This window comes from Pedobacter sp. (assembly GCF_031119335.1).
Classification (GTDB): domain Bacteria; phylum Bacteroidota; class Bacteroidia; order Sphingobacteriales; family Sphingobacteriaceae; genus Pedobacter.
The window spans coordinates 142,930-162,498 of record NZ_JAVHXT010000006.1; the positions used below are offsets into that span (position 1 = coordinate 142,930).

Annotated in this window: 17 protein-coding genes; all 17 read left to right on the forward strand. The window is 36.3% G+C overall.

What is annotated here, in order from left to right; translation table 11 throughout:
- The first annotated feature begins 12 nt into the window (after positions 1–12).
- Positions 13–933: a glycosyltransferase gene (locus REI64_RS08755; protein ID WP_308849734.1), complete on the forward strand. Its 921-nt coding sequence runs from the start codon at positions 13–15 to the stop codon at positions 931–933.
- A complete protein-coding gene (locus REI64_RS08760; protein WP_308849735.1) occupies positions 930–1,793 on the forward strand; it encodes a glycosyltransferase in 864 nt (287 codons plus the stop codon). The genes REI64_RS08755 and REI64_RS08760 overlap by 4 nt, the downstream gene beginning before the upstream one ends.
- A complete protein-coding gene (locus REI64_RS08765) occupies positions 1,790–2,353 on the forward strand; it encodes an acyltransferase (RefSeq protein ID WP_308849736.1) in 564 nt (187 codons plus the stop codon). The genes REI64_RS08760 and REI64_RS08765 overlap by 4 nt, the downstream gene beginning before the upstream one ends.
- Before the next feature lies 1 nt (position 2,354).
- Entirely contained in the window at positions 2,355–3,077 is a 723-nt protein-coding gene (locus REI64_RS08770; RefSeq protein WP_308849737.1) for a class I SAM-dependent methyltransferase, read from the forward strand.
- A gap of 9 nt (positions 3,078–3,086) precedes the next feature.
- Positions 3,087–4,199, forward strand: coding sequence for an acyltransferase (locus REI64_RS08775; RefSeq protein ID WP_308849738.1), 1,113 nt, complete (start codon positions 3,087–3,089; stop codon positions 4,197–4,199).
- A gap of 9 nt (positions 4,200–4,208) precedes the next feature.
- Positions 4,209–5,426, forward strand: a complete 1,218-nt coding sequence (locus REI64_RS08780) for a glycosyltransferase family 4 protein (RefSeq protein ID WP_308849739.1) — start codon at positions 4,209–4,211, stop codon at positions 5,424–5,426.
- 26 nt (positions 5,427–5,452) lie between these two features.
- On the forward strand, positions 5,453–6,649 hold the full coding sequence (locus REI64_RS08785; RefSeq protein WP_308849740.1) for a glycosyltransferase family 4 protein: 1,197 nt from the start codon (positions 5,453–5,455) through the stop codon (positions 6,647–6,649).
- On the forward strand, positions 6,640–7,497 hold the full coding sequence (locus REI64_RS08790; RefSeq protein WP_308849741.1) for a hypothetical protein: 858 nt from the start codon (positions 6,640–6,642) through the stop codon (positions 7,495–7,497). The genes REI64_RS08785 and REI64_RS08790 overlap by 10 nt, the downstream gene beginning before the upstream one ends.
- The gene (locus tag REI64_RS08795; RefSeq protein WP_308849742.1) at positions 7,484–8,632 is read left to right on the forward strand and encodes a glycosyltransferase family 4 protein; all 1,149 of its coding nucleotides are present in this window, start codon (positions 7,484–7,486) and stop codon (positions 8,630–8,632) included. Before REI64_RS08790 ends, REI64_RS08795 begins: the two co-directional genes overlap by 14 nt.
- Entirely contained in the window at positions 8,626–9,927 is a 1,302-nt protein-coding gene (locus REI64_RS08800; protein WP_308849743.1) for a hypothetical protein, read from the forward strand. The genes REI64_RS08795 and REI64_RS08800 overlap by 7 nt, the downstream gene beginning before the upstream one ends.
- Before the next feature lie 49 nt (positions 9,928–9,976).
- The gene (locus REI64_RS08805; RefSeq protein WP_308849744.1) at positions 9,977–11,686 is read left to right on the forward strand and encodes a M3 family oligoendopeptidase; all 1,710 of its coding nucleotides are present in this window, start codon (positions 9,977–9,979) and stop codon (positions 11,684–11,686) included.
- A gap of 351 nt (positions 11,687–12,037) precedes the next feature.
- Positions 12,038–12,337 carry a GIY-YIG nuclease family protein gene (locus REI64_RS08810; RefSeq protein ID WP_308849745.1) on the forward strand — a complete coding sequence of 100 codons (300 nt, stop codon included), beginning with the start codon at positions 12,038–12,040 and terminating at the stop codon, positions 12,335–12,337.
- Between the two features lie 752 nt (positions 12,338–13,089).
- On the forward strand, positions 13,090–15,033 hold the full coding sequence (locus REI64_RS08815) for an amino acid permease (RefSeq protein ID WP_308849746.1): 1,944 nt from the start codon (positions 13,090–13,092) through the stop codon (positions 15,031–15,033).
- Between the two features lie 83 nt (positions 15,034–15,116).
- Complete coding sequence (locus tag REI64_RS08820) at positions 15,117–16,322, forward strand: XrtY-associated glycosyltransferase XYAG1 (RefSeq protein ID WP_308849747.1); 1,206 nt, start codon at positions 15,117–15,119, stop codon at positions 16,320–16,322.
- Positions 16,319–17,173 (forward strand): glycosyltransferase family 2 protein, encoded by an 855-nt coding sequence (locus REI64_RS08825; RefSeq protein WP_308849748.1) that lies wholly within the window; start codon positions 16,319–16,321, stop codon positions 17,171–17,173. Before REI64_RS08820 ends, REI64_RS08825 begins: the two co-directional genes overlap by 4 nt.
- The gene (xrtY, locus tag REI64_RS08830) at positions 17,163–17,738 is read left to right on the forward strand and encodes an exosortase Y (protein ID WP_308849749.1); all 576 of its coding nucleotides are present in this window, start codon (positions 17,163–17,165) and stop codon (positions 17,736–17,738) included. The genes REI64_RS08825 and xrtY overlap by 11 nt, the downstream gene beginning before the upstream one ends.
- A gap of 78 nt (positions 17,739–17,816) precedes the next feature.
- Complete coding sequence (locus tag REI64_RS08835) at positions 17,817–19,541, forward strand: carbamoyltransferase C-terminal domain-containing protein (protein WP_308849750.1); 1,725 nt, start codon at positions 17,817–17,819, stop codon at positions 19,539–19,541.
- The last annotated feature ends 28 nt before the right edge of the window (positions 19,542–19,569 follow it).

Below are 19,569 nucleotides of genomic sequence, written 5' to 3' on the forward strand. Positions count from 1 at the left end.
CTAAAAAACAACATGTTAGAAATCAACAACAGATATGTTTTAAACCTCTCCATTGTAATCCCAACATACAACCGGCCTGAAATACTACAAAAAACCTTACAGAGTATATCGTTACAGCAACACCAACCATATGAAATAATAATTATTGATGGCTCTAAAGATTTTGAGAAATCCACTTCGTCGATGTGGCCAAACTTATCAAGTATAATAGTTCACGAGAAAGCTATAGAATTAGGAGCAGCAAAACAACGCAATCAGGGTATCGCACTTGCAAACACAGATATTATCGGGTTCTTTGATGACGATATCATTCTAGAAAAGGATTGCATTAAAATTTTATGGGATGGTTTACAAAAACACCAGAATTGCGGCGGAATAAATGCCGTAATTACAAATCAATCTTATCATAATCTTGGTAGCATAAGCAAAATGTTTTATAGGTTATTAGGGGGTGACACTTCGAAGTCCCTTGCAGGCAAATGCATTGGTCCAGCAATTTGCTTTCTTCCTTCTTTAGAAACAAAAGTAGAGTATGCAGAAGTGGATTGGCTGAACTTGGGATGCACTTTTTACCGCAAAGATGCACTGCCAAAACCTGTGTTTGACCATCATTTCGTTGGTTACTCCTTGATGGAAGATTTAGCTTTGTCACTTCGAGTTGGTCAGAACTGGAAATTAATAACTGCAAGCCAAGCTCACATTTATCACGATAGCCAGCCAAGTGAGGGTAAAAGCAATATTTTCATCAATTCAGAAATGGAGTTGGTAAACCGATTTTACATAATGAAACATATCCGAAATCAAACAGGATTAAAAGACTATGTTAAATTATTTCTGCAACAATTGTTTTCTGCCGTAAGTTCAAAGAAGATTCTATCTATAAAATATTTAAAAGGAAAATATTCCGCATTAAAGAAAATACAAAAAATTTGAAAATCTTAATAGGTATAACCTCTAAAAATAGAGCTTCTATTTTGCCTAAATCAATTAAGTCGGCATTAAGCCAAGATTACTTAAATAAAGAAATTTGGGTATATGATGATGCTTCTACTGATGAAACAAAAAATCTGGAAAGTTTATATCCTCAAGTAAATTGGCTTTTCTCTGATTTGCCTAATGGTTACTTATATGCCCGAAATCTTTTTATGCAGAAAGGAGGTTACGATTATTTTTGTAGTTTGGATGATGATGCTTGGTTTGTCGACCATACTGCAATTAGAAAAGCATTAGATCATATGCAAGCTAATCCCAATATTGGTGCATTAGGTTTTGATATGTTAACTCCTGATTCCCCGAAACGATGTAACGTTGTACCCTATATTATAGAGTCGAATAATTTCATCGGCTGTGGACATATTATTAATTTAAAAGCTGCAAAAAAAATAGGCTATTACACCCCTAATCCCGGTTTTTACGGTGGAGAAGAAAAAGACTTCTGCATCAGACTAATTAATGCTGGTTATAAAGTAGTGAATTATAAAAGCATGTACGTTTGGCATGAAAAAACGATGCTTTCAAGAGACTTAGCTAACCAACATCTCTCGGGAGTTTGTAATGATTTAGTATTTACTTACCGAAGAGCACCGTTATTCATTTTAATTCCATCTATTTTAATTAAATTCTACAAGCACTTAAAGTTTTCATTAACCTACAAAAAAGAACCGCTGCTAAAACCATGTTTACAAGGCTTCAGATTTTTCTTTAAGTGGTTAATAACAGGAAAAACTCACAGAAATCCTGTTAGCTTAAATGCTTTTACAACTTTTATTAAACTAGGAAAAAGATCCTCATGAAATATTTTATAGAATCTTTATTTTTTAGAATTCCGAACAGTATTAAAAGCAGATTTAAAATATTAATTTACCGATTTCTAGGGGCTAGAATAGGTAAAAAAAATCGTTTTGAAAAAGGATTATTACGTCGAGCCACACAGATAGAAATAACAGATCACAATACTTTTACCTCTACGTACAAACTTTGGCCAGAGGATACCGCTTTTTCAGGAAAAAGAATAATCATAGGCTCTTATAACTATTTCAACAAAAATATGATGCTAGATGCCTGTGGTATGATACAAATAGGCGATTATAACATGTTCGGTCCTGACGTTTATATCACCGATTCCAATCACACTTTTGGCGATGGTATATCGCCGCAAAAAGCACCTATGCAACGTGGAAAAGTAAAAATCGGCAACCACTGTTGGATTGGAGCAAAAACGATTATCTTAAAAGATGTAGAGTTAGGAGACTATTGTGTGGTTGGTGCTGGTTCGGTAGTGACTAAAAGCTTCCCAAATGGCTCAATTATAGGTGGCGTTCCTGCAAAACATTTAAGTAAAAAAACCGAATAGTATGTTAACACCACAACAAATACAAGAAACATATTACGCCAAAACTTCTGAACAATATGATAAAATGCATCTCTTGGAAGGGAATGACCTTGAACATGATTTAGCATTGCATTATCTAATTTCGCTAATTAAGAAGTTTAAAATTAAATCAATTCTTGACGTAGGTGCCGGAACAGGAAGAGCCATCTCATTTTTAAAGAGCAATTTTCCGTATCTAAAAATTATTGGCATTGAGCCTGTAAAAGAACTTCGGTTAATAGGCTATTCGAAAGGTTTAAAAGAAAATGAGCTCATTGAAGGGAATGGTTATAAAATAAATTTTGAAGATAATTCAATAGATCTCGTATGCGAGTTTGGCATACTACATCACGTTGAGACACCTTCTCAAGTAATCAAGGAAATGGTACGAGTTTCCAAGAAAGGTATTTTTATTTCTGACTCCAATAATTTTGGGCAAGGTTCTCTTCTAAGCAGAACAATCAAGCAATCACTAAATGCACTAAAATTATGGCCAGCTTACAACTGGCTGCGAACAAAAGGAAAAAAATATCAAATATCGGAGGGAGACGGGTTATTTTATTCCTATTCAATATTTACGGACTTTAAGTTAATTAAAAATCATTATTACGACGTATACATATTAAGCACTACGAATACGAAAGGGATTAGTATCTACAGGAACTCGCCACACGGTGTAATATTTGCCTTTGATAAAATCTTATAAACATTTAAATTGAAAAAACATATCCAATTTCTAGACGGATTACGTGGCTTAGCTGCGCTTTATGTTTTAATAGGCCACGCTAGATGGCTTTTATGGGAAGGCTTTCAACATGGGATTAATGTTCATCCCAATGACTATAGCCTTTTTGAGAAGCTTCAAGCTTACTTTTTCACGATATTTCGTTTTGGTCATAATGCTGTGTTATTATTTTTTGTGTTATCTGGATTCGTAATTCATCTAAGCACACATAACTCTGCGAAAAGGCTGTCTGTAGATTCAAAATTTTGGATTAAATATTTAAAAAACAGGATCAAACGTTTGTATCCAGCATTCATATTTGCTATTTTACTAACAGCTGCATTAGACTATATAGGCAATAATATTCTAAATTTCAGTAATTACAGAACTGGATCAATATATAGTTCTTTTCATTTGAATGAAGAAAATACATCGATAGCGACATTTCTCGGCAACTTACTTTTTTTAATGAGAACTTATGTTCCTATTTTTGGCTCTAATGGGGCAACATGGTCACTTAGCTACGAATGGTGGTTTTATGTTATATACCCTTTTTTCTATTATACAGCAAAAAAAAATATAGTCTTAGCTACTATCTTACAAATAATCTTTTTTTGTTTAAGTTTTAAATTTCTTGATTGGCCTATCCAATTACTGCGTGATGTTTTTTCAATGATGTTAATTTGGTGGTTGGGAGTGCTTTTAGCAGAAGTATATTTAAGAAAAATCAAAATTAATTTCACACATCTTTCTATATTAATTTTAATAATACCTTTCGTCATATACAAACCCTCTTCATCATACAATGATATTCTTTGGGGTTTAGGCCTAGTTGGATTGTTAAGTTTCTTTTTTTCACTGAATGAAAACAATATACTTATTAAAGTCCTTATCAAACTCAAATGGCTTGGAGATTGTTCTTATACGATATATATTATCCATGTCCCAATATTAATTTTTGTACACAGCTATATTTTAGAAGTAAATAATCATAAGCTACCCCAACACTTTTGGTTTATTTATCCTTTCGTGGCTTCCATAGTTCTTATAAGCTATTTATTGTCAATGATAATAGAAAAGCCTTTTCTAAATAAAAGAAAGTAGATCTTAATTATGCAATCTCCAAATATTACGATTGTACATCCTGGTACACAGCATTCTCCCCATCTAGCAAGAGAGCTCTATAATTTAAATTTATTAAAGTATTATGTAACGTCATTAGGCTTCGCGAAGAATTCATACTTGGAGAAAGTCGTGAAGTCACTTCCTATATTAAATAGAAGATTATCACTTAGATTTTTCGATGGCCTTCCAAACAACAAGATTAAAACATACCCTTTGCCCGAATTGCAACTTCTTTTAAAAAAGAAAGTCAATCCTTTGTTAGACGTCCGAAAAGAAATTAATAAAAGAAACGAAAAAATACAACTTTCAGTAAGTAAAGATTATATAAAAGAAAGTGATATCATAATTGGTTATGACACTTCCTCTTGGATAATCGCACAACGGGCGAAAGACATGGGAAAAACATTCATTCTCGACCAAACGACTTGTCATTCGAAAACGAAATCAGAATATATAACTAGGTTACGTAAAGAGTATCCCGAGTGGTATAATGATACTTTTCACGAAAACAAATCAATTCTTTTAGCACAAGAAAAGCTGGAACACGATTTAGCAGATTTGATTGTCGTGCCGAGTCGTTTTGTAAAAAATTCTCTTACGGAAAACGGCGTGGATTCAGAAAAAATTTTAATTAACCCATACGGCATTAACAATCAACAATTTAAAGATATAAATATTAGAAATTATAGGCAAAAACTTGTATTCTTATTTGTTGGTTCTATTAATGCAAATAAAGGAGTTCCTGATCTCTTAAAAGTTTGGACCGAATTAAAGCTTGCTGATTGCGAACTCTGGGTAGCTGGATATGGCAACTTGCCTGAAAAAATTAAGCCATTACACCAATCCATTAACTTTCTTGGTAAAATAGATAAAAATAAACTTCCTAATATTTACAATGAGGCTCATGTGTTCATATTTCCAAGTTATTTTGAAGGCCTAGCTCAAGTTCAAATTGAAGCTCTTTCTTGTGGGCTTCCCGTCGTTGGAACTTATAATTCTGGAGCAACAGAATTAATAATTGCTGAAGAAAATGGTTTGGTTATCGAAGCTGGTAACATCGGCGAGTTAAAAAATGCAATAATTTGGTTTAATGAAAATAAAAATAAGCTTTCAGATATGTCAAGAAAATCTAAAATAGCTAGTGCAAACCAAACTTGGGAGAACTATGGAAATAGGTGGAAACATATTATTGAAAATCACATATAGTTTTTTTTAAACCTCTAATATAATATATGCTCGTAATTTTTGCCACCCATCCCATTCAATATCAGGTACCATTATGGAAAAAAATGACCGATGCTGGCATTAATTTAGAAGTGTGGTACTTTACCGATTTTGGAACGAAAAAAAGTTACGATGTACAATTTGATAAATCTTTCAGCTGGGATTTACCGATGCTGGAAGGATATAAATATCGCTTTTTAGAGGTAAACGCAGGTGCAGTTCCAAACAAAGGATTTAAAAGTATTTTCATTAGGGAGAATATCAAAAAAAAACTAAGAGAGTGCAAAGCTACACACGTATACATCAATGGATGGCAAGTTTTTGCTTATTGGCAGGCATTATGGGCTGCAAAGTCTATAGGATTGATTACAATTTTTAAAGGGGAAAGCAACGATCTCAAACCAGAAAGCAAATGGAAATGGCCAATAAAGAAATTGCTATTAGCTAATTTTTTTAAGAAAATCGATCATTTTCTTTATATAGGCGAAGCAAATAAAAGGCTTTACAAGAAATATAAGATTAAAGACGAAAAATTGCTGCCTGGTCTATATTGTATAGACAATGATAGATTCAAAGAGCAAGCAGGAAAACTTTATTCTCACAAATATACCCTACGAAAACAATGGGGCATTCCCTCTAATTCATTTTGCATTCTATTCTCAGGGAAGTTTATCGAAAAAAAAAGACCCTTAGACATTATTTATGCTGCCAAACAGCTGTCTGCTAACAAACTTAACATTCATCTTCTATACGTTGGCGATGGAGTCCTTTACCCCGAGATTAAAAAGGAGGCCAATATTATATTTGATAAGGAACTTGGACTAGTAAACAGTTGCAAAGAAAATGAATTAAACATTTCAATTACAGGGTTTCTAAATCAAACGGAGATACCTAAAGCTTACGCAGTAGCAGATTGTTTAGTACTCCCATCAAACTTTGGTGAAACTTGGGGACTTGTTGTGAATGAGGCTATGGCTTCTGGTTGCCAGGTGATAATATCCAATTCTTGTGGCTCTGCAGAAGACATTGGATTAAAATTGGGAAATAAACACGTTTATCACACTGGCGAAATAGATCAACTTTATCAATCAATTTTACATTCAATGTCCAACAAAAAAAGTAGTCAAGAACTTTATAAAATAATTAGTCAATATTCTTACGACAGCACTATTAGCGCCGTAAAAAAAATCATGACATGCCGTTAAAAATACATGCAATTATCTTGGCTTTAAACGAAGAGGATTTTATTATTCCTCAACTAGATACTTTGTATAACTTTTGTAGTAGAATATCTATTATAACTCAATATGATAGAGATTGGTATGCAAGTTTCGTCAAGCCTGACAACACTGCTAATCTCATTTTGAATTATCCAGATCCTCATGGTAAAATACACTTTACTGTTAGAAGGTTGCCAGATGAAGCAGCAGCGAGGAATATGGAAATGCTTTCGTTTAATGGAAAACCGTACAAAGGTACTATTTCCCATGGAAGGGCATTTAATGAAATTATTGATTTTCACGAAGCACCAGATTACTTTTGGATAGTAGATGCAGATGAGATATATGATATACAAACTATTCCTAGCATACTAAAATATTTAGAACAGAAAAAACCTAGAGGAATGCGAGTTACTGGGTATAATTACGTTGAAAACTGGCACCAGCGGATTCCAAATAGTATTATAGATTTTACTCATTTCGGCTTCATCAAGCCAAACTTACTTTTTGAGCAACGCAGAACTATTTCATGGAATTTACAACGCTTATCTAAGTTATTCAAAATTTTGCGGTTACCAGATTTATCTGACAATATATACGGTTTTATTAACTGCCCAAAAGAAGTTGGAGTATTTCATCATGCCTGCTGGATAGGAGATAAAGAACGCATATGGAATAAGTTCCAAAAATCCAGTCATTCCGAATCCAAAACATGGGATACTGAATCTGTAAAGGATTTCAAATTTGAGAATATTCCTTTTAATGAATTACCCACCAATATACAAAATGCCAATTGGCCTATAAACTTTATACATAAGCGTGAAAAAAACTAAGATATTTGCTATAGTACCTTCAGGTTTTTGTTTTGGACTACAGTTTATTACCATTGATTTCTTCAGAAATTTTACAAAAATAGACAGCCTATTTCTTCTTACTAAATGGAGCGATGGCATGTTTAAAAAATCACTAAACGAAAATTCGATCCCTTATACAGAAAGTTGGCTAGGTTTCATTTCCAAAAGTCTAAAAACCGAATATGTAAAAATGACAATACATGGCACTAGCAAACTTCCGCTATTGTATTATCATTTCCTCAGAACCTATTATAGATTTAAACCAGAAGCGCTATATTTTGCCAATAGACAGGAGCTAATTCTTTTATATCCTGTACTTAAATTATTTGCAAAAGTCCCTGTTTTATGTCACCTCCATGATCCACCACCACCCACACCCTTTCAAAAAAGGTCGTTTAGATTTTATGACAAACTTGTAACGCATTATATTTCCATTTCTGATGACGTAAGGGATAGAGCTTTGATGTTGGGTATGAATGCCTCAAAAATAACGACGATTCATAATGGTATAGAGATAAAGCAGACAGATTATGAAAATTTAATTTTTAGAGAGAAGTGGTCTGAGGAATCAATAATTATAGGAATTACTGGTCAAATGACGGAAACAAAAGGACATCTAGATCTACTCGAGGCTTTTATTTTAGCGAGAAAAATTGATCAGAGACTGAAACTCCTAATAGGCAGTAAGCCGATAGAGCCACTGTATACAAAATTAAAAAAACGAATTGCGGAAGAAAACATCGCAGATTTTGTTCAATTTACTGGATGGTTAGACGAATCGAAAACCTTTTACGACAACATTGACATGCTAGTTTTAGCATCTAGGCATGACGAAGGATTCGGATTAGTTGTGGCAGAGGCAATGAGTTACAGAAAGGTTGTAATTGCTACAAAAAGCGGCGGTGCAAAAGAAATTATAATAAATAAAGAATCTGGTTTTCTAATAGAGAAAGGTGACATATCTGCCCTTAAAGACTGTATATTGCATGCGTCAGAAAACAATATGGATTTAGTTAGAAATAACGCTTACAACAGAATTGATAATCATTTCAATATCAGCATCCAATCAAAAAAACTAGAAGATTTTATCATAAAATTTGCAAATAAATGTTAGCGGCACAGGCAATTTTCACCCTAATTGCTATAACTGTTATTTTGTATCGGAAGAATAGCCATAATGCTATATTATGGGGAATGTTGTTTCAATGGTTATCGATTAACATAAAAATTTTCTATGCCAGCTATTTAGGAGTAGATTTTTTAGAACTAGACATCCCTACACTATCGGTAGAGAATGCGATTATCCTTTCGAACATTGGAATTATAATCATGTCGATAGTAATAGCATTAATTACAAGAAAAATAACATACACCACTTATCATAAAATAGATTGGCAAGTAGCAAAGAAGTCACATCATTTATACATCGCTTATAGTATAGCTTTTACTATATTAAGTCCTTTAAAAGATATCACCATAATTACTCAGCTCTTCGTATACCTAGAGTTAATCAAATTCTCTATACTTTTCATTGCTTTAAACTATGTACGCATTGGAAAACCTAATGAGGAAAATATATTTTACATTTTCCTCATCATTGAAATTATCATCTCGTTTACAGGGTATTTTGCCGACTTTAAAGATTACTTTTACATTTTATTACTTGTTCAATTATATAGACTTTTTACAGACAGAAAGGTTTATAAAGCAATTAAGTTATTTCCAATTGTGATACTGCTGTTATATTTAGGAGTGATATGGTCATCCATTAAAACGGAATATAGAACGTACCTCACTGAAGAAGGTGCAGAAATTAATACCCAGATTACCAGAACTGGAAATTCCTTGGGTAAATTGTTAGAATTAGCTAACAATCTGAATGAAAAAACATTTGATGATGGACTTGATAAATTAATCAATCGTATTTCATATGTAGAATATTTTGGAGAGGTAATTGATAACGTCCCGATAAACGTACCACATACAAATGGACAGAACCTCATTGAATCTACTATTTTCGCTTTTCAGCCTAGGATACTATTTCCAGGTAAAGCCATTACAAATGACAGTGAAAGAACAGCAAAATATGTCGGACGATTTATATCTGGCACTGAATCAAATACATCAATAAGTTTAGGATATATGGCAGATGGGTATATTGATTTTGGCTTTTATTATTTTTGGATTACTCCATTGCTAATTGGTATTATCATAGGAACATCATATTTATTACTATATAAACAAAGCCCGAATAAAGTATGGTCTTTAGCAATAACTTTTCCATATTTTACTCTCTGCAACTTTTATGGAGCGGATAGCTTTAAAGTAATACCTCCACTGATCTATTATACTATTGTCGCGATTATTTTCATTAAATATTTATTGCCGCGTATATCAAAATATAACTAATAAAAGTAATTTTATTATTAAAAAACGTTAAGGTTATCTAACAAATACTATGAACACTATCATAAAAAAACAAAGAACCTACATCCCACAAAACCTAGAAATTAAATGGGAAAACTTATCCCCTATTTTCGAGGAATTACAAAATAGAACAATCAATAGCGCTGCTGAATTGGAGCAATGGCTAAAAGATAAAAGCGAATTGGAGGCAGCACTAGAAGAAGATTTCGCTTGGCGCTATATTAAAATGAGCTGCGATACGGCAAATGAACAATTGGTAACCGACTTTCAATATTTTGCTACAGAGATTGAACCGAAAATTGCACCACTTGCTAATGAATTGAATAAGAAATTAGTAGAAAACCCTTATGTAGATGAGTTAGATGAGCAGAAATATTTCGTTTACCTGCGTGGCGTTCGCAAGGCTTTGGAGTTGTTCAGGGAAGAAAACATTCCTTTGTTCACTGAATTACAGGTGAAACAACAAAAGTATCAAGGGATCACTGGTGCTATGAGTGTTACCATTAACGATCAGGAGTACACTTTAGAGCAAGCCAGTAATTTCTTGAAAGATACTGACCGCAACGTTCGTCAGCAGGCATGGGAAACGATCCAACAACGCCGATTGGTAGACAAAGACCAATTGAACATCCTGTTTGATGAGTTGGTGAAACTACGTCACCAAGTAGCTTTGAACGCAGGTTTTGAGAATTATAGAGATTACATGTTCCAAGCTTTGGGCCGTTTTGATTATACCCCAAGAGACTGCTATAAATTTGCAGAAGCCATTGAACAGGAAATTGTACCAATCTTAAAGGAGCAAGCCGAAAAACGTCAACAAGCTTTAGGCTTGGCCGAATTGAAACCTTGGGATTTGGAAGTAAGCACGACGGGGAAACCGGCATTAAAACCTTTCCAAAATGGTGCAGATTTGATTGACAAGTCAATTGCTTGTTTTAATCAGATCGATGCTGCTCTAGGCGAAAAATTGGCCATCATGAAAGCGAACAATCTTTTTGATGTAGAAAGCAGAATGGGCAAAGCTCCTGGAGGTTACAACTATCCACTGGCAGAAACGGGTGCACCTTTCATTTTCATGAACTCGGCCAATTCACTTCGTGATTTAACGACCATGGTGCATGAAGGTGGTCACGCCATTCATACCTTTTTAACGGCCAATTTAGAACTCAACGATTTCAAACACTGCCCTTCTGAAGTAGCAGAACTGGCTTCGATGAGCATGGAGCTGATTTCTATGGACCAATGGTCGGTGTATTTCGACAAGGAAGAAGATTTAATTAGAGCGAAAAAGGAACAGTTGGTTGATGTATTAAAAACTCTACCTTGGGTTGCGGTGATCGATCAATTCCAGCATTGGATCTATACAAATCCAGAACATAACGCTGCTGATAGAGAAGAGGCTTTTAAGCAAATCTATACCCGCTTTGGTGCAGGCTTTGCAGATTGGACGGATTTTGAACAGCAGTTTGGTAACGTTTGGCAAAAACAGTTGCACTTGTTCGAGGTTCCATTCTATTATATTGAATATGCAATTGCACAACTGGGCGCTATTGCAGTTTGGAAAAACTATAAAGAAAATCCTGAACAAGGATTACAACAATATTTGGATGCCTTGGCTTTGGGCTATACTAAACCAATGAACGAGATCTACGAAACTGCAGGTATTAAGTTTGATTTCAGCGCAGAATATATCAAAGAGTTAGCAGGTTTTGTGAAGGAAGAATTGGAGAAATTGGGGTAAAAGTAGCACGTCATTTCGATGAGGAGGCACGACGAAGAGAAATCTGTAAACTATTAGTACTGCAGTGCAAAATATACAGTATTACCAATAAACTAACAGATCTCTCCTCGTTGCACATCGTCGAGATGACGGAGAAGCGGGAGGTTTGGACGACGGTCGAAAGGTCGCGTCATTCCTCCTTGCACGTCATTCCGAACGCAGAGAGGAATCTGCAACCTAGTAGCACTAAAAAACATAACGCACTTCAAAAAAACTAACAGATTTAACTTCGTTGATTTTCAATTCTCCTTACGGTCGAGATGACGGGAAAAATGATCGTGTGGATGCAAAACAAGAAAAAAATCAACAAAAATGCAGCGAGGCGGCTTCATCTACATCATGACCAACAAAAATAAAACTACCTTATATGTTGGTGTCACTTCAGATCTCCGCAACCGAATTTACCAACATAAGGCACATTTACATCCAAACGCATTCACAGCAAAGTATAACTTAGATTGTTGTGTGTATTACGAAACGCTCTTCGGTATTGAAGAGGCCATTGTTAGAGAGAAGGAAATCAAAAAGTGGAGAAGGGAGAAAAAACAGGAATTAATAAATCGATTAAATCCTCAATGGTTGGATTTATGGAATGAGATAAGTGAGTGGTGATGTGGAATAGTACATCATTCCGGATGTCCACTCCAGCACGTCATAAAAAGTGCACGTCATTCCGAACGCAGAGAGGAATCTGCAACCTAGCAGCACCCGAAAAACATAAACCACTACCAAAAAACCAACAGATCTAACTTCGTTGATTTTCAATTCTCCCAAAGTCGAGATGACGGAAAATGAAAGGTTTGGATGACGGAAAACACAAGAGCACACCAAAGCCACATCAAAGCTAGGGTTCAAGTAGGGATAGAGTACTGTTAGTGTACTGTTAGTGTACTATGTTATGCTTGCATAGTATAAAATGAGAACTTAAATGTACTTAGATATCTTATGCATGTAGTGAATAATACTTTTTTCAATTTAAAAAACATAACATCCTTATCTCTAAGTATTTAAAAAAATTAACCTCTTTTATTGTACACCCCGGTCTTCGACCACCCCTCTGAAAGAGGGGAATGGAGAGCGAAATTCCCCTCCTTTGGAGGGGTGCCTAAAAGGCGGGGTGGTTATTTTGATGTTGATTTTATTTTATGATAATGCACTACGAGTATCTTATGAGGTTAATCAAAATCAACCAAATCTAAAATGAACTTATGTGTCTTAGGTGGTAAATAAAATCCTTTTATCGCATTACGATACCCAATCGAGTTGGGTATGACGATAAAATTTAGGGGCTTCGATAAACTCAAAACAACAAGAAGTCTATTTATTTTTTTAAGTTTGAAACATCATCAAACAAAACCTAGCAAATGCTAAACAACCTATTCAGAAAGAAATCAGTTAGCAAAATATTGGCCGATGCCCAAAAAGGCTATGGCGATCATGAAGCATCACTTCATAAAACTTTAGGCGTAAGAGACCTTACAGCCTTCGGTATTGCCGCTATTATTGGCGCTGGAATTTTCAGCACCATTGGTAAAGCAAGTGCCGATGGTGGTCCTGCGGTAATTTTCCTATTTATCTTTACTGCTATCGCTTGTAGTTTTGCGGCTTTCGCCTACGCAGAATTTGCGTCGATGGTACCTGTTTCTGGTAGCGCTTACACCTATTCTTACGTAGCATTTGGCGAGTTGGTGGCATGGATCATCGGCTGGTCGTTGATTATGGAATATGCCATTGGCAATATTACGGTAGCCATTTCCTGGTCCGATTATTTTACCGGATTGCTCTCCTCCATCAAGATCCCCGCATTAGGTATTAACGGTATCCATGTGCCAGATTGGGCGAGTATGGATTACCTAAGCGCTTACAATGGCCATAAACATGCCGAAGCTTTGGTGAATGCAGGCAAAAGCATGGCAAACTTAGACGATGCAACTAGAATTGCAGCCAATGCTTGGAACACCGCACCGCAAATTGGAGGTTTCCATTTAGTAGCCGATCTTCCTGCCCTGGCTATCATCATCTTTATTACTTGGTTGGTGTATAGAGGGATGAAAGAATCTAGAAACGCCAGTAATGCCATGGTAGTGGTTAAGCTTGCCGTAATTTTATTGGTATTGGCGGTAGGTGTATTTTATGTAGATACCGAAAACTGGAACCCATTTGCACCTAACGGGATATCGGGTGTATTGAAAGGCGTTTCGGCGGTATTCTTTGCTTATATAGGTTTCGATGCCATTTCTACTACAGCAGAGGAATGTAAAAATCCACAACGAGATTTACCCAGAGGGATGATGTGGGCTATTATCATTTGTACCACGCTGTACATCGCCATTGCCCTGGTTTTAACCGGTATTGTAAAATATAACACCTTAGCCGTTGGCGATCCTTTGGCTTACGTATTCGATGCCATCGATTTAAAATTAATGAGTGGCATTATTGCGGTGAGTGCCGTGTTCGCCATGGCATCTGTACTGTTGGTGTTCCAAATGGGTCAACCTCGTATCTGGATGAGCATGAGCCGTGATGGTTTATTACCTCCCGCTTTTTCTAAGATCCACCCTAAGTACAAAACGCCTTCATTTTCTACGGTAGTAGTGGGTTTTGTAGTCGCAGTGCCATCGTTGTTCATGAATTTAACTACCGTTACCGATTTATGTTCTATTGGCACCTTATTCGCTTTCGTATTGGTTTGTGCCGGGGTTTTAGTACTTCAAAACAGGCCCGATGTGCAACGCGGTAAATTTAAGATCCCTTATGTAAATGCCAAGTTTGTGGCACCCCTATTACTAATTGGGGGCTTCATAATCGCCTTTACACAATTTAAGAAAGAAACCATGGCTTTTGTGACCAACGAATCCAAAGTGATCAGCCCCGTTACCTTTGTCACTTCTTTGAATGCAGAGGAATTACAAACGGTGAAGCAAGAAATCAGTGCTAGTCCGGTGGTGTTACAAGGCAAACAGATTGATGCGGAAGCTTACCTAAGCAACCTAAAAACGGAGCAATATGAAAGCTTTATGGCTAAATCAGCCATTGGCGAACATAAGAAATATGAAAGTGGTTGGCATTTGTTCAAGCATAAAATCCCGATGTGGATATTTTTGATCATTTGTCTGATCATGACCTATTTATCCATCGTCAAAAATTTATCCCTAATTCCAGTATTGGGACTAATCAGCTGTTTGTACATGATGTGCGAATTGGAACTGAGCAATTGGGTAGGCTTCGGTATTTGGCTAGCAGTCGGGCTTGTTGTTTACTTCTCGTATGGTTATAAGTACAGTAAGTTGTCAACCCCCAACCCCTAAAGGGGAGTATTTACACGAGTGAATAATAATTCCGCATTTTCTAAACATTATACTGTTTCCACCCTTCAGGGGGCTAAGGGGGTATGAAGATCATCCAAATATGTGCGGCTTATAAACCAGCCTACGTTTACGGCGGGCCAACCATGTCGGTTTCCAAACTGTCGGAAGAACTGGTAAAAGCAGGCGAAGATGTGATGGTATTGACCACTACCGCTAACGGCAAAGATGAATTGGACGTGCCAACTGGTAAAGAAACCTTAGTAGATGGCGTGAAGGTGTATTATTTCAAACGCTTAACGAAAGATCATACGCACTTTTCTCCGTCCCTTTTGAGTTTTCTGCACCAAACCATTAAAAACGCTAAACGTCAAACGCCCAACGCTACACGCAATACGCTAAACCCACAACTCATTGTCCATATCCATGCCTGGTGGAACTTGGTGTCTATTTTCTCTGCGCTGGTAGCCAAATGGTATGGGGTAAAAGTTATCTTATCTCCAAGAGGAATGTTGACCAGCTACAGCCTCAATAACCGCAATTCGAAGGTTAAGGATACTATCCACTTTTTCTTGGGCAAACGTTTGTTGAAGTACGCACATATCCACGCCACCAGTGAGAAGGAACGAAAAGATGTATTACAAACGTGTGAAGTAAATGGTGTTACTGTAATTCCCAACTTTGTCCGCTTTCCCAGTTCCGTCCGACCTGAAATCGGAGAATGGTCGACCGGGGTGTCAAGTAGCCAACCAGACACCTATAAACTGTTATTTTTATCTCGCATAGAAGAAAAGAAAGGCTTGGAGCTACTATTTAGTGCTTTATCGCAAGTAAATATCCCCTATCAACTTTCTATTGCTGGAACAGGCGAAGAGAGCTATATTAAAAGCTTACAAACCTTAGCTACGGATCTGGGTATAGCTTCCAACATAAGGTGGCTTGGACATATCGAAAAGCAATCGAAATTTGACATGATTTCAGCTAGCGATTTAATGGTACTCACCTCTTACAATGAAAACTTCGCCAATGTAGTGATAGAGAGTTTAGCAATGGGCACTCCAGTATTGATTAGCGAGGAAGTTGGTTTAGCAGATTATGTAGCAGCAAATAAGATAGGCTGGGTAACATCTTTGGATGTGGAAGCAATTGTTAGGAATATCGAACTATCTTACAAAGACCTTACGAAAAGAACATATATTCGTGAGACTGCGCCAGCGTTAATCCAGCACGACTTTGAAGAAAGTAGATTAGCAGCAACTTACGTCAAATTATATCAAAACAGCTTTAAATGAAATCAGCGGTTACCGTAATCATATTAACCTACAACGAAGAAAAAAATATCAGAGCTTGTTTAGAAAGCGTCGCCGATTTTTCAGAAAACATATTCGTAGTAGACTCAGGTTCCACTGACCAAACCGTAACTATTGCAAACGAATTCGATGTAAAGGTTTTTACCAACCCATTCGAAAATTATGCACAACAACGTAACTGGGCAATTAACACTTTACCCATCTCCACAGATTGGATATTGAACATCGATGCAGATCATCGGTTAACACCAGAGTTAAAAGCAAACATCTTTCAAAACTTAGCAAACGGCGTTCCTCAACACATCAATGGTTTTTTGGCGAGCAGAAGAACAGTTTTTATGGGTAAATGGATAAAATACGGTGGTCACTACCCTACCTATCATGCCGTAATGTTCAGAAAAGGCTTCGGTAAATGCGAAGAGAAGTTATACGATCAACATTTTCTAGTGCAAGGTGATACCATCAAACTAAAGGGAGATATTATTGACTTGGCAACAGAGTCGTTAAGTACTTTTACCGAAAGACACAACAAGTGGTCTACCTTAGAAGCTCAACAACAAATCAATAACCAAGTATCAAGTGAAACCATCACGGGTTCAATAAATGGTAATGCGATACAAAAAAGAAGATATATCAAAACCATCTACGAGAAATTCCCACTTTTTGTACGCCCTTTTATTTACTTTACTGTACGCTACTTCTTTCGTCTAGGTTTTTTAGATGGTACAAGGGGTTTAGTTTTTCATTTCCTACAGTGTTTCTGGTTTAGATTTTTGATAGATGCGAAAATATATGAGCATAAACATTTAAATAGCCAATCTAATGAGCAATAAAGCATTAGACCCTATTCTTAAATTATGGAAAGACCCTTACATAAGGTTCATCATCTATTTCATAGCCCTCTATTTCCTATTTGAAGGGTTTAATGTTGCGTTTATAGGCGTTACTGCCAAAGGTGGCATTTATATCCCTTTTTTAGACGAACATTTAAACTATATCAATTGGTGGCGCCAGTTCACTATAGAGAGTACTGCAACAGTTTTACGATGGTTCGATTACATTGTTTACACAAACAAATACCAATTGAAAGTGATCGGCAAATATGGCTTTACCATGGTGTATAGTTGCTTAGGATATGGCGTAATGAGCGTATTCGCCGCCTTTGTAATTACATTTCCCGGTAGGATTAAAGCAAGGTATGGCTTCCTCGTCTTGGGGTTGGTTATCATCCAGCTATTAAATACACTTAGGCTGGTACTATTGTCTTTATATTGGAACCGCAGAGATCCACTCGTAAATATGGATCACCATGATTTATTCAATATTGTGGTTTACGCCGTATTGATTATACTGGTGTACATTTGGTTAAAATATATTAGCAAAGTTGCTAAAGCATAACCCTGTACTCCTTTTTGTTTTAGAACATCTATCATTTTTATATCTTCGCAATCAGTTATTTAACGACAGCAAATTATTATGTATATTTTAGGAATTAATGCCTATCATGGAGATTCGTCTGCATGTATCTACAAAGACGGCCAACTTATCGCAGCTTCTGAAGAAGAACGTTTTAGGCGAATTAAACATTGGGCGGGTTTTCCTACTGAAGCCATTAACTTCTGTCTTAAAGAAGCTGGCATTTCAATTAAAGACGTAGATCATATTGCTATTTCAAGAGATCCTAAAGCAAACTTAGGCAAAAAAGCTATGACTGCGCTAAAGAATAGATTGAAGCTGAGCAACATCCTTGATAGGGTGAAAAATTTAAAAAAGGCGGCATCTATAGAAGATGAATTTTTGCAACATTTCAATTTACAGGCCGGAGAATTAAAGGCTAAAATTCATAATGTAGAGCATCATAGAAGTCATTTGGCTAGTGCTTTCTTTGCTTCACCTTTTGAAAAATCGGCATTGCTTTCTATTGATGGCTTTGGAGATTTCACTAGTACCATGACTGGCATCGGTAAGGGCAACAAAATAGAGGTGATGGAAACAGTGTCTTATCCGCATTCCATTGGTGTGTTTTATACCACCTTTACACAATGGTTAGGTTTTCCGCATTACGGTGATGAATATAAGGTAATGGGCTTAGCACCCTACGGTGAACCGAAATACTTGGATCAGCTGAGAAAGGTGATTAAGTTTAAGGATAATGGTCTTTTCGAGTTAGAACTAAAGTACTTCAATCATCCTACTAAAGGCGTAAATATGGCTTGGGAAGGAGGCATTCCAGCTATGGATAGTCTTTACAGCGAAGCCTTGCTTAGTGAGTTAGGCCCTGCCAGAAAAGCTGAAGAACCTTTAGAGCAATCACACAGAGATTGGGCTACCTCAATCCAAAGAATTACAGAAGAAGTGATTTATCACATGCTAACCCACCTGCAACAAAAAACTGGTTTAGATTCTGTTTGTATTGCTGGTGGTGTGGCTCAAAATTCTGTAGCTAATGGAAAGATTATCTTAAAAACACCGTTCAAAAAAGTATATATTCCACCAGCAGGTCATGATGCAGGAACCTGTATCGGCGCAGCACTATGGGTTTATAACCAGTTGCTAGACCAGCCAAGAACCGAACCGATGTTGCATGGCTATTTGGGCAGTCGCTTTAGCAACCAAAATATCGAAGCATTATTGAAAGAGAAGAATATCAGCTACACCAAATTAGAGGGAGATGCTTTATTTGATAAAGTAACCTCTTGTTTGATCAATTCGGGTGTAGTAGGATGGTTTCAAGGAAGAGCAGAATTCGGACCTAGAGCCTTGGGACATCGTTCAATCATTGCAGATCCTCGTCGTAATGATGCGAAAGAAATACTGAACGCTAAAATTAAAAGAAGAGAATCTTTTAGACCTTTTGCTCCGTCGATATTAAAACAACACATCCCCGACTATTTTGAGCAGGTAGATGATGTTCCTTTCATGGAGAAAGTGTTTCTAATTAAGGAAGATCAAAGAGCTAAAATTCCGGCAGTTACACACGTAGATGGCACTGGAAGACTACAAAGTGTAGACGAAACTATAGAACCTAAGTATTTTGGATTGATTAATAATTTCTATTCAAAAACGGGTGTACCTATCTTGTTGAATACGTCATTCAATGAAAATGAGCCGATTGTAAATACGCCAGAAGAAGCACTTAATTGCTTTTTAAGGACAAAAATGGATATGCTTGTTTTGGAGGATATTGTGATAGAGAGGTAGGTATTGTTTAATCGGTTAACTTGGTTAA

What these genes read in the sequence shown, in the direction of transcription:
- REI64_RS08790 (WP_308849741.1), top strand. Translation starts at nt 6,640, where the DNA reads ATGCCGTTAAAAATACATGCAATTATCTTGGCTTTAAACGAAGAGGAT.
- REI64_RS08770 (WP_308849737.1), top strand. Translation starts at nt 2,355, where the DNA reads ATGTTAACACCACAACAAATACAAGAAACATATTACGCCAAAACTTCT.
- REI64_RS08805 (WP_308849744.1), top strand. Translation starts at nt 9,977, where the DNA reads ATGAACACTATCATAAAAAAACAAAGAACCTACATCCCACAAAACCTA.
- REI64_RS08815 (WP_308849746.1), top strand. Translation starts at nt 13,090, where the DNA reads ATGCTAAACAACCTATTCAGAAAGAAATCAGTTAGCAAAATATTGGCC.
- REI64_RS08810 (WP_308849745.1), top strand. Translation starts at nt 12,038, where the DNA reads ATGCAGCGAGGCGGCTTCATCTACATCATGACCAACAAAAATAAAACT.
- REI64_RS08765 (WP_308849736.1), top strand. Translation starts at nt 1,790, where the DNA reads ATGAAATATTTTATAGAATCTTTATTTTTTAGAATTCCGAACAGTATT.
- REI64_RS08835 (WP_308849750.1), top strand. Translation starts at nt 17,817, where the DNA reads ATGTATATTTTAGGAATTAATGCCTATCATGGAGATTCGTCTGCATGT.
- REI64_RS08785 (WP_308849740.1), top strand. Translation starts at nt 5,453, where the DNA reads ATGCTCGTAATTTTTGCCACCCATCCCATTCAATATCAGGTACCATTA.
- REI64_RS08820 (WP_308849747.1), top strand. Translation starts at nt 15,117, where the DNA reads ATGAAGATCATCCAAATATGTGCGGCTTATAAACCAGCCTACGTTTAC.
- REI64_RS08780 (WP_308849739.1), top strand. Translation starts at nt 4,209, where the DNA reads ATGCAATCTCCAAATATTACGATTGTACATCCTGGTACACAGCATTCT.
- REI64_RS08825 (WP_308849748.1), top strand. Translation starts at nt 16,319, where the DNA reads ATGAAATCAGCGGTTACCGTAATCATATTAACCTACAACGAAGAAAAA.
- REI64_RS08800 (WP_308849743.1), top strand. Translation starts at nt 8,626, where the DNA reads ATGTTAGCGGCACAGGCAATTTTCACCCTAATTGCTATAACTGTTATT.
- REI64_RS08755 (WP_308849734.1), top strand. Translation starts at nt 13, where the DNA reads ATGTTAGAAATCAACAACAGATATGTTTTAAACCTCTCCATTGTAATC.
- xrtY (WP_308849749.1), top strand. Translation starts at nt 17,163, where the DNA reads ATGAGCAATAAAGCATTAGACCCTATTCTTAAATTATGGAAAGACCCT.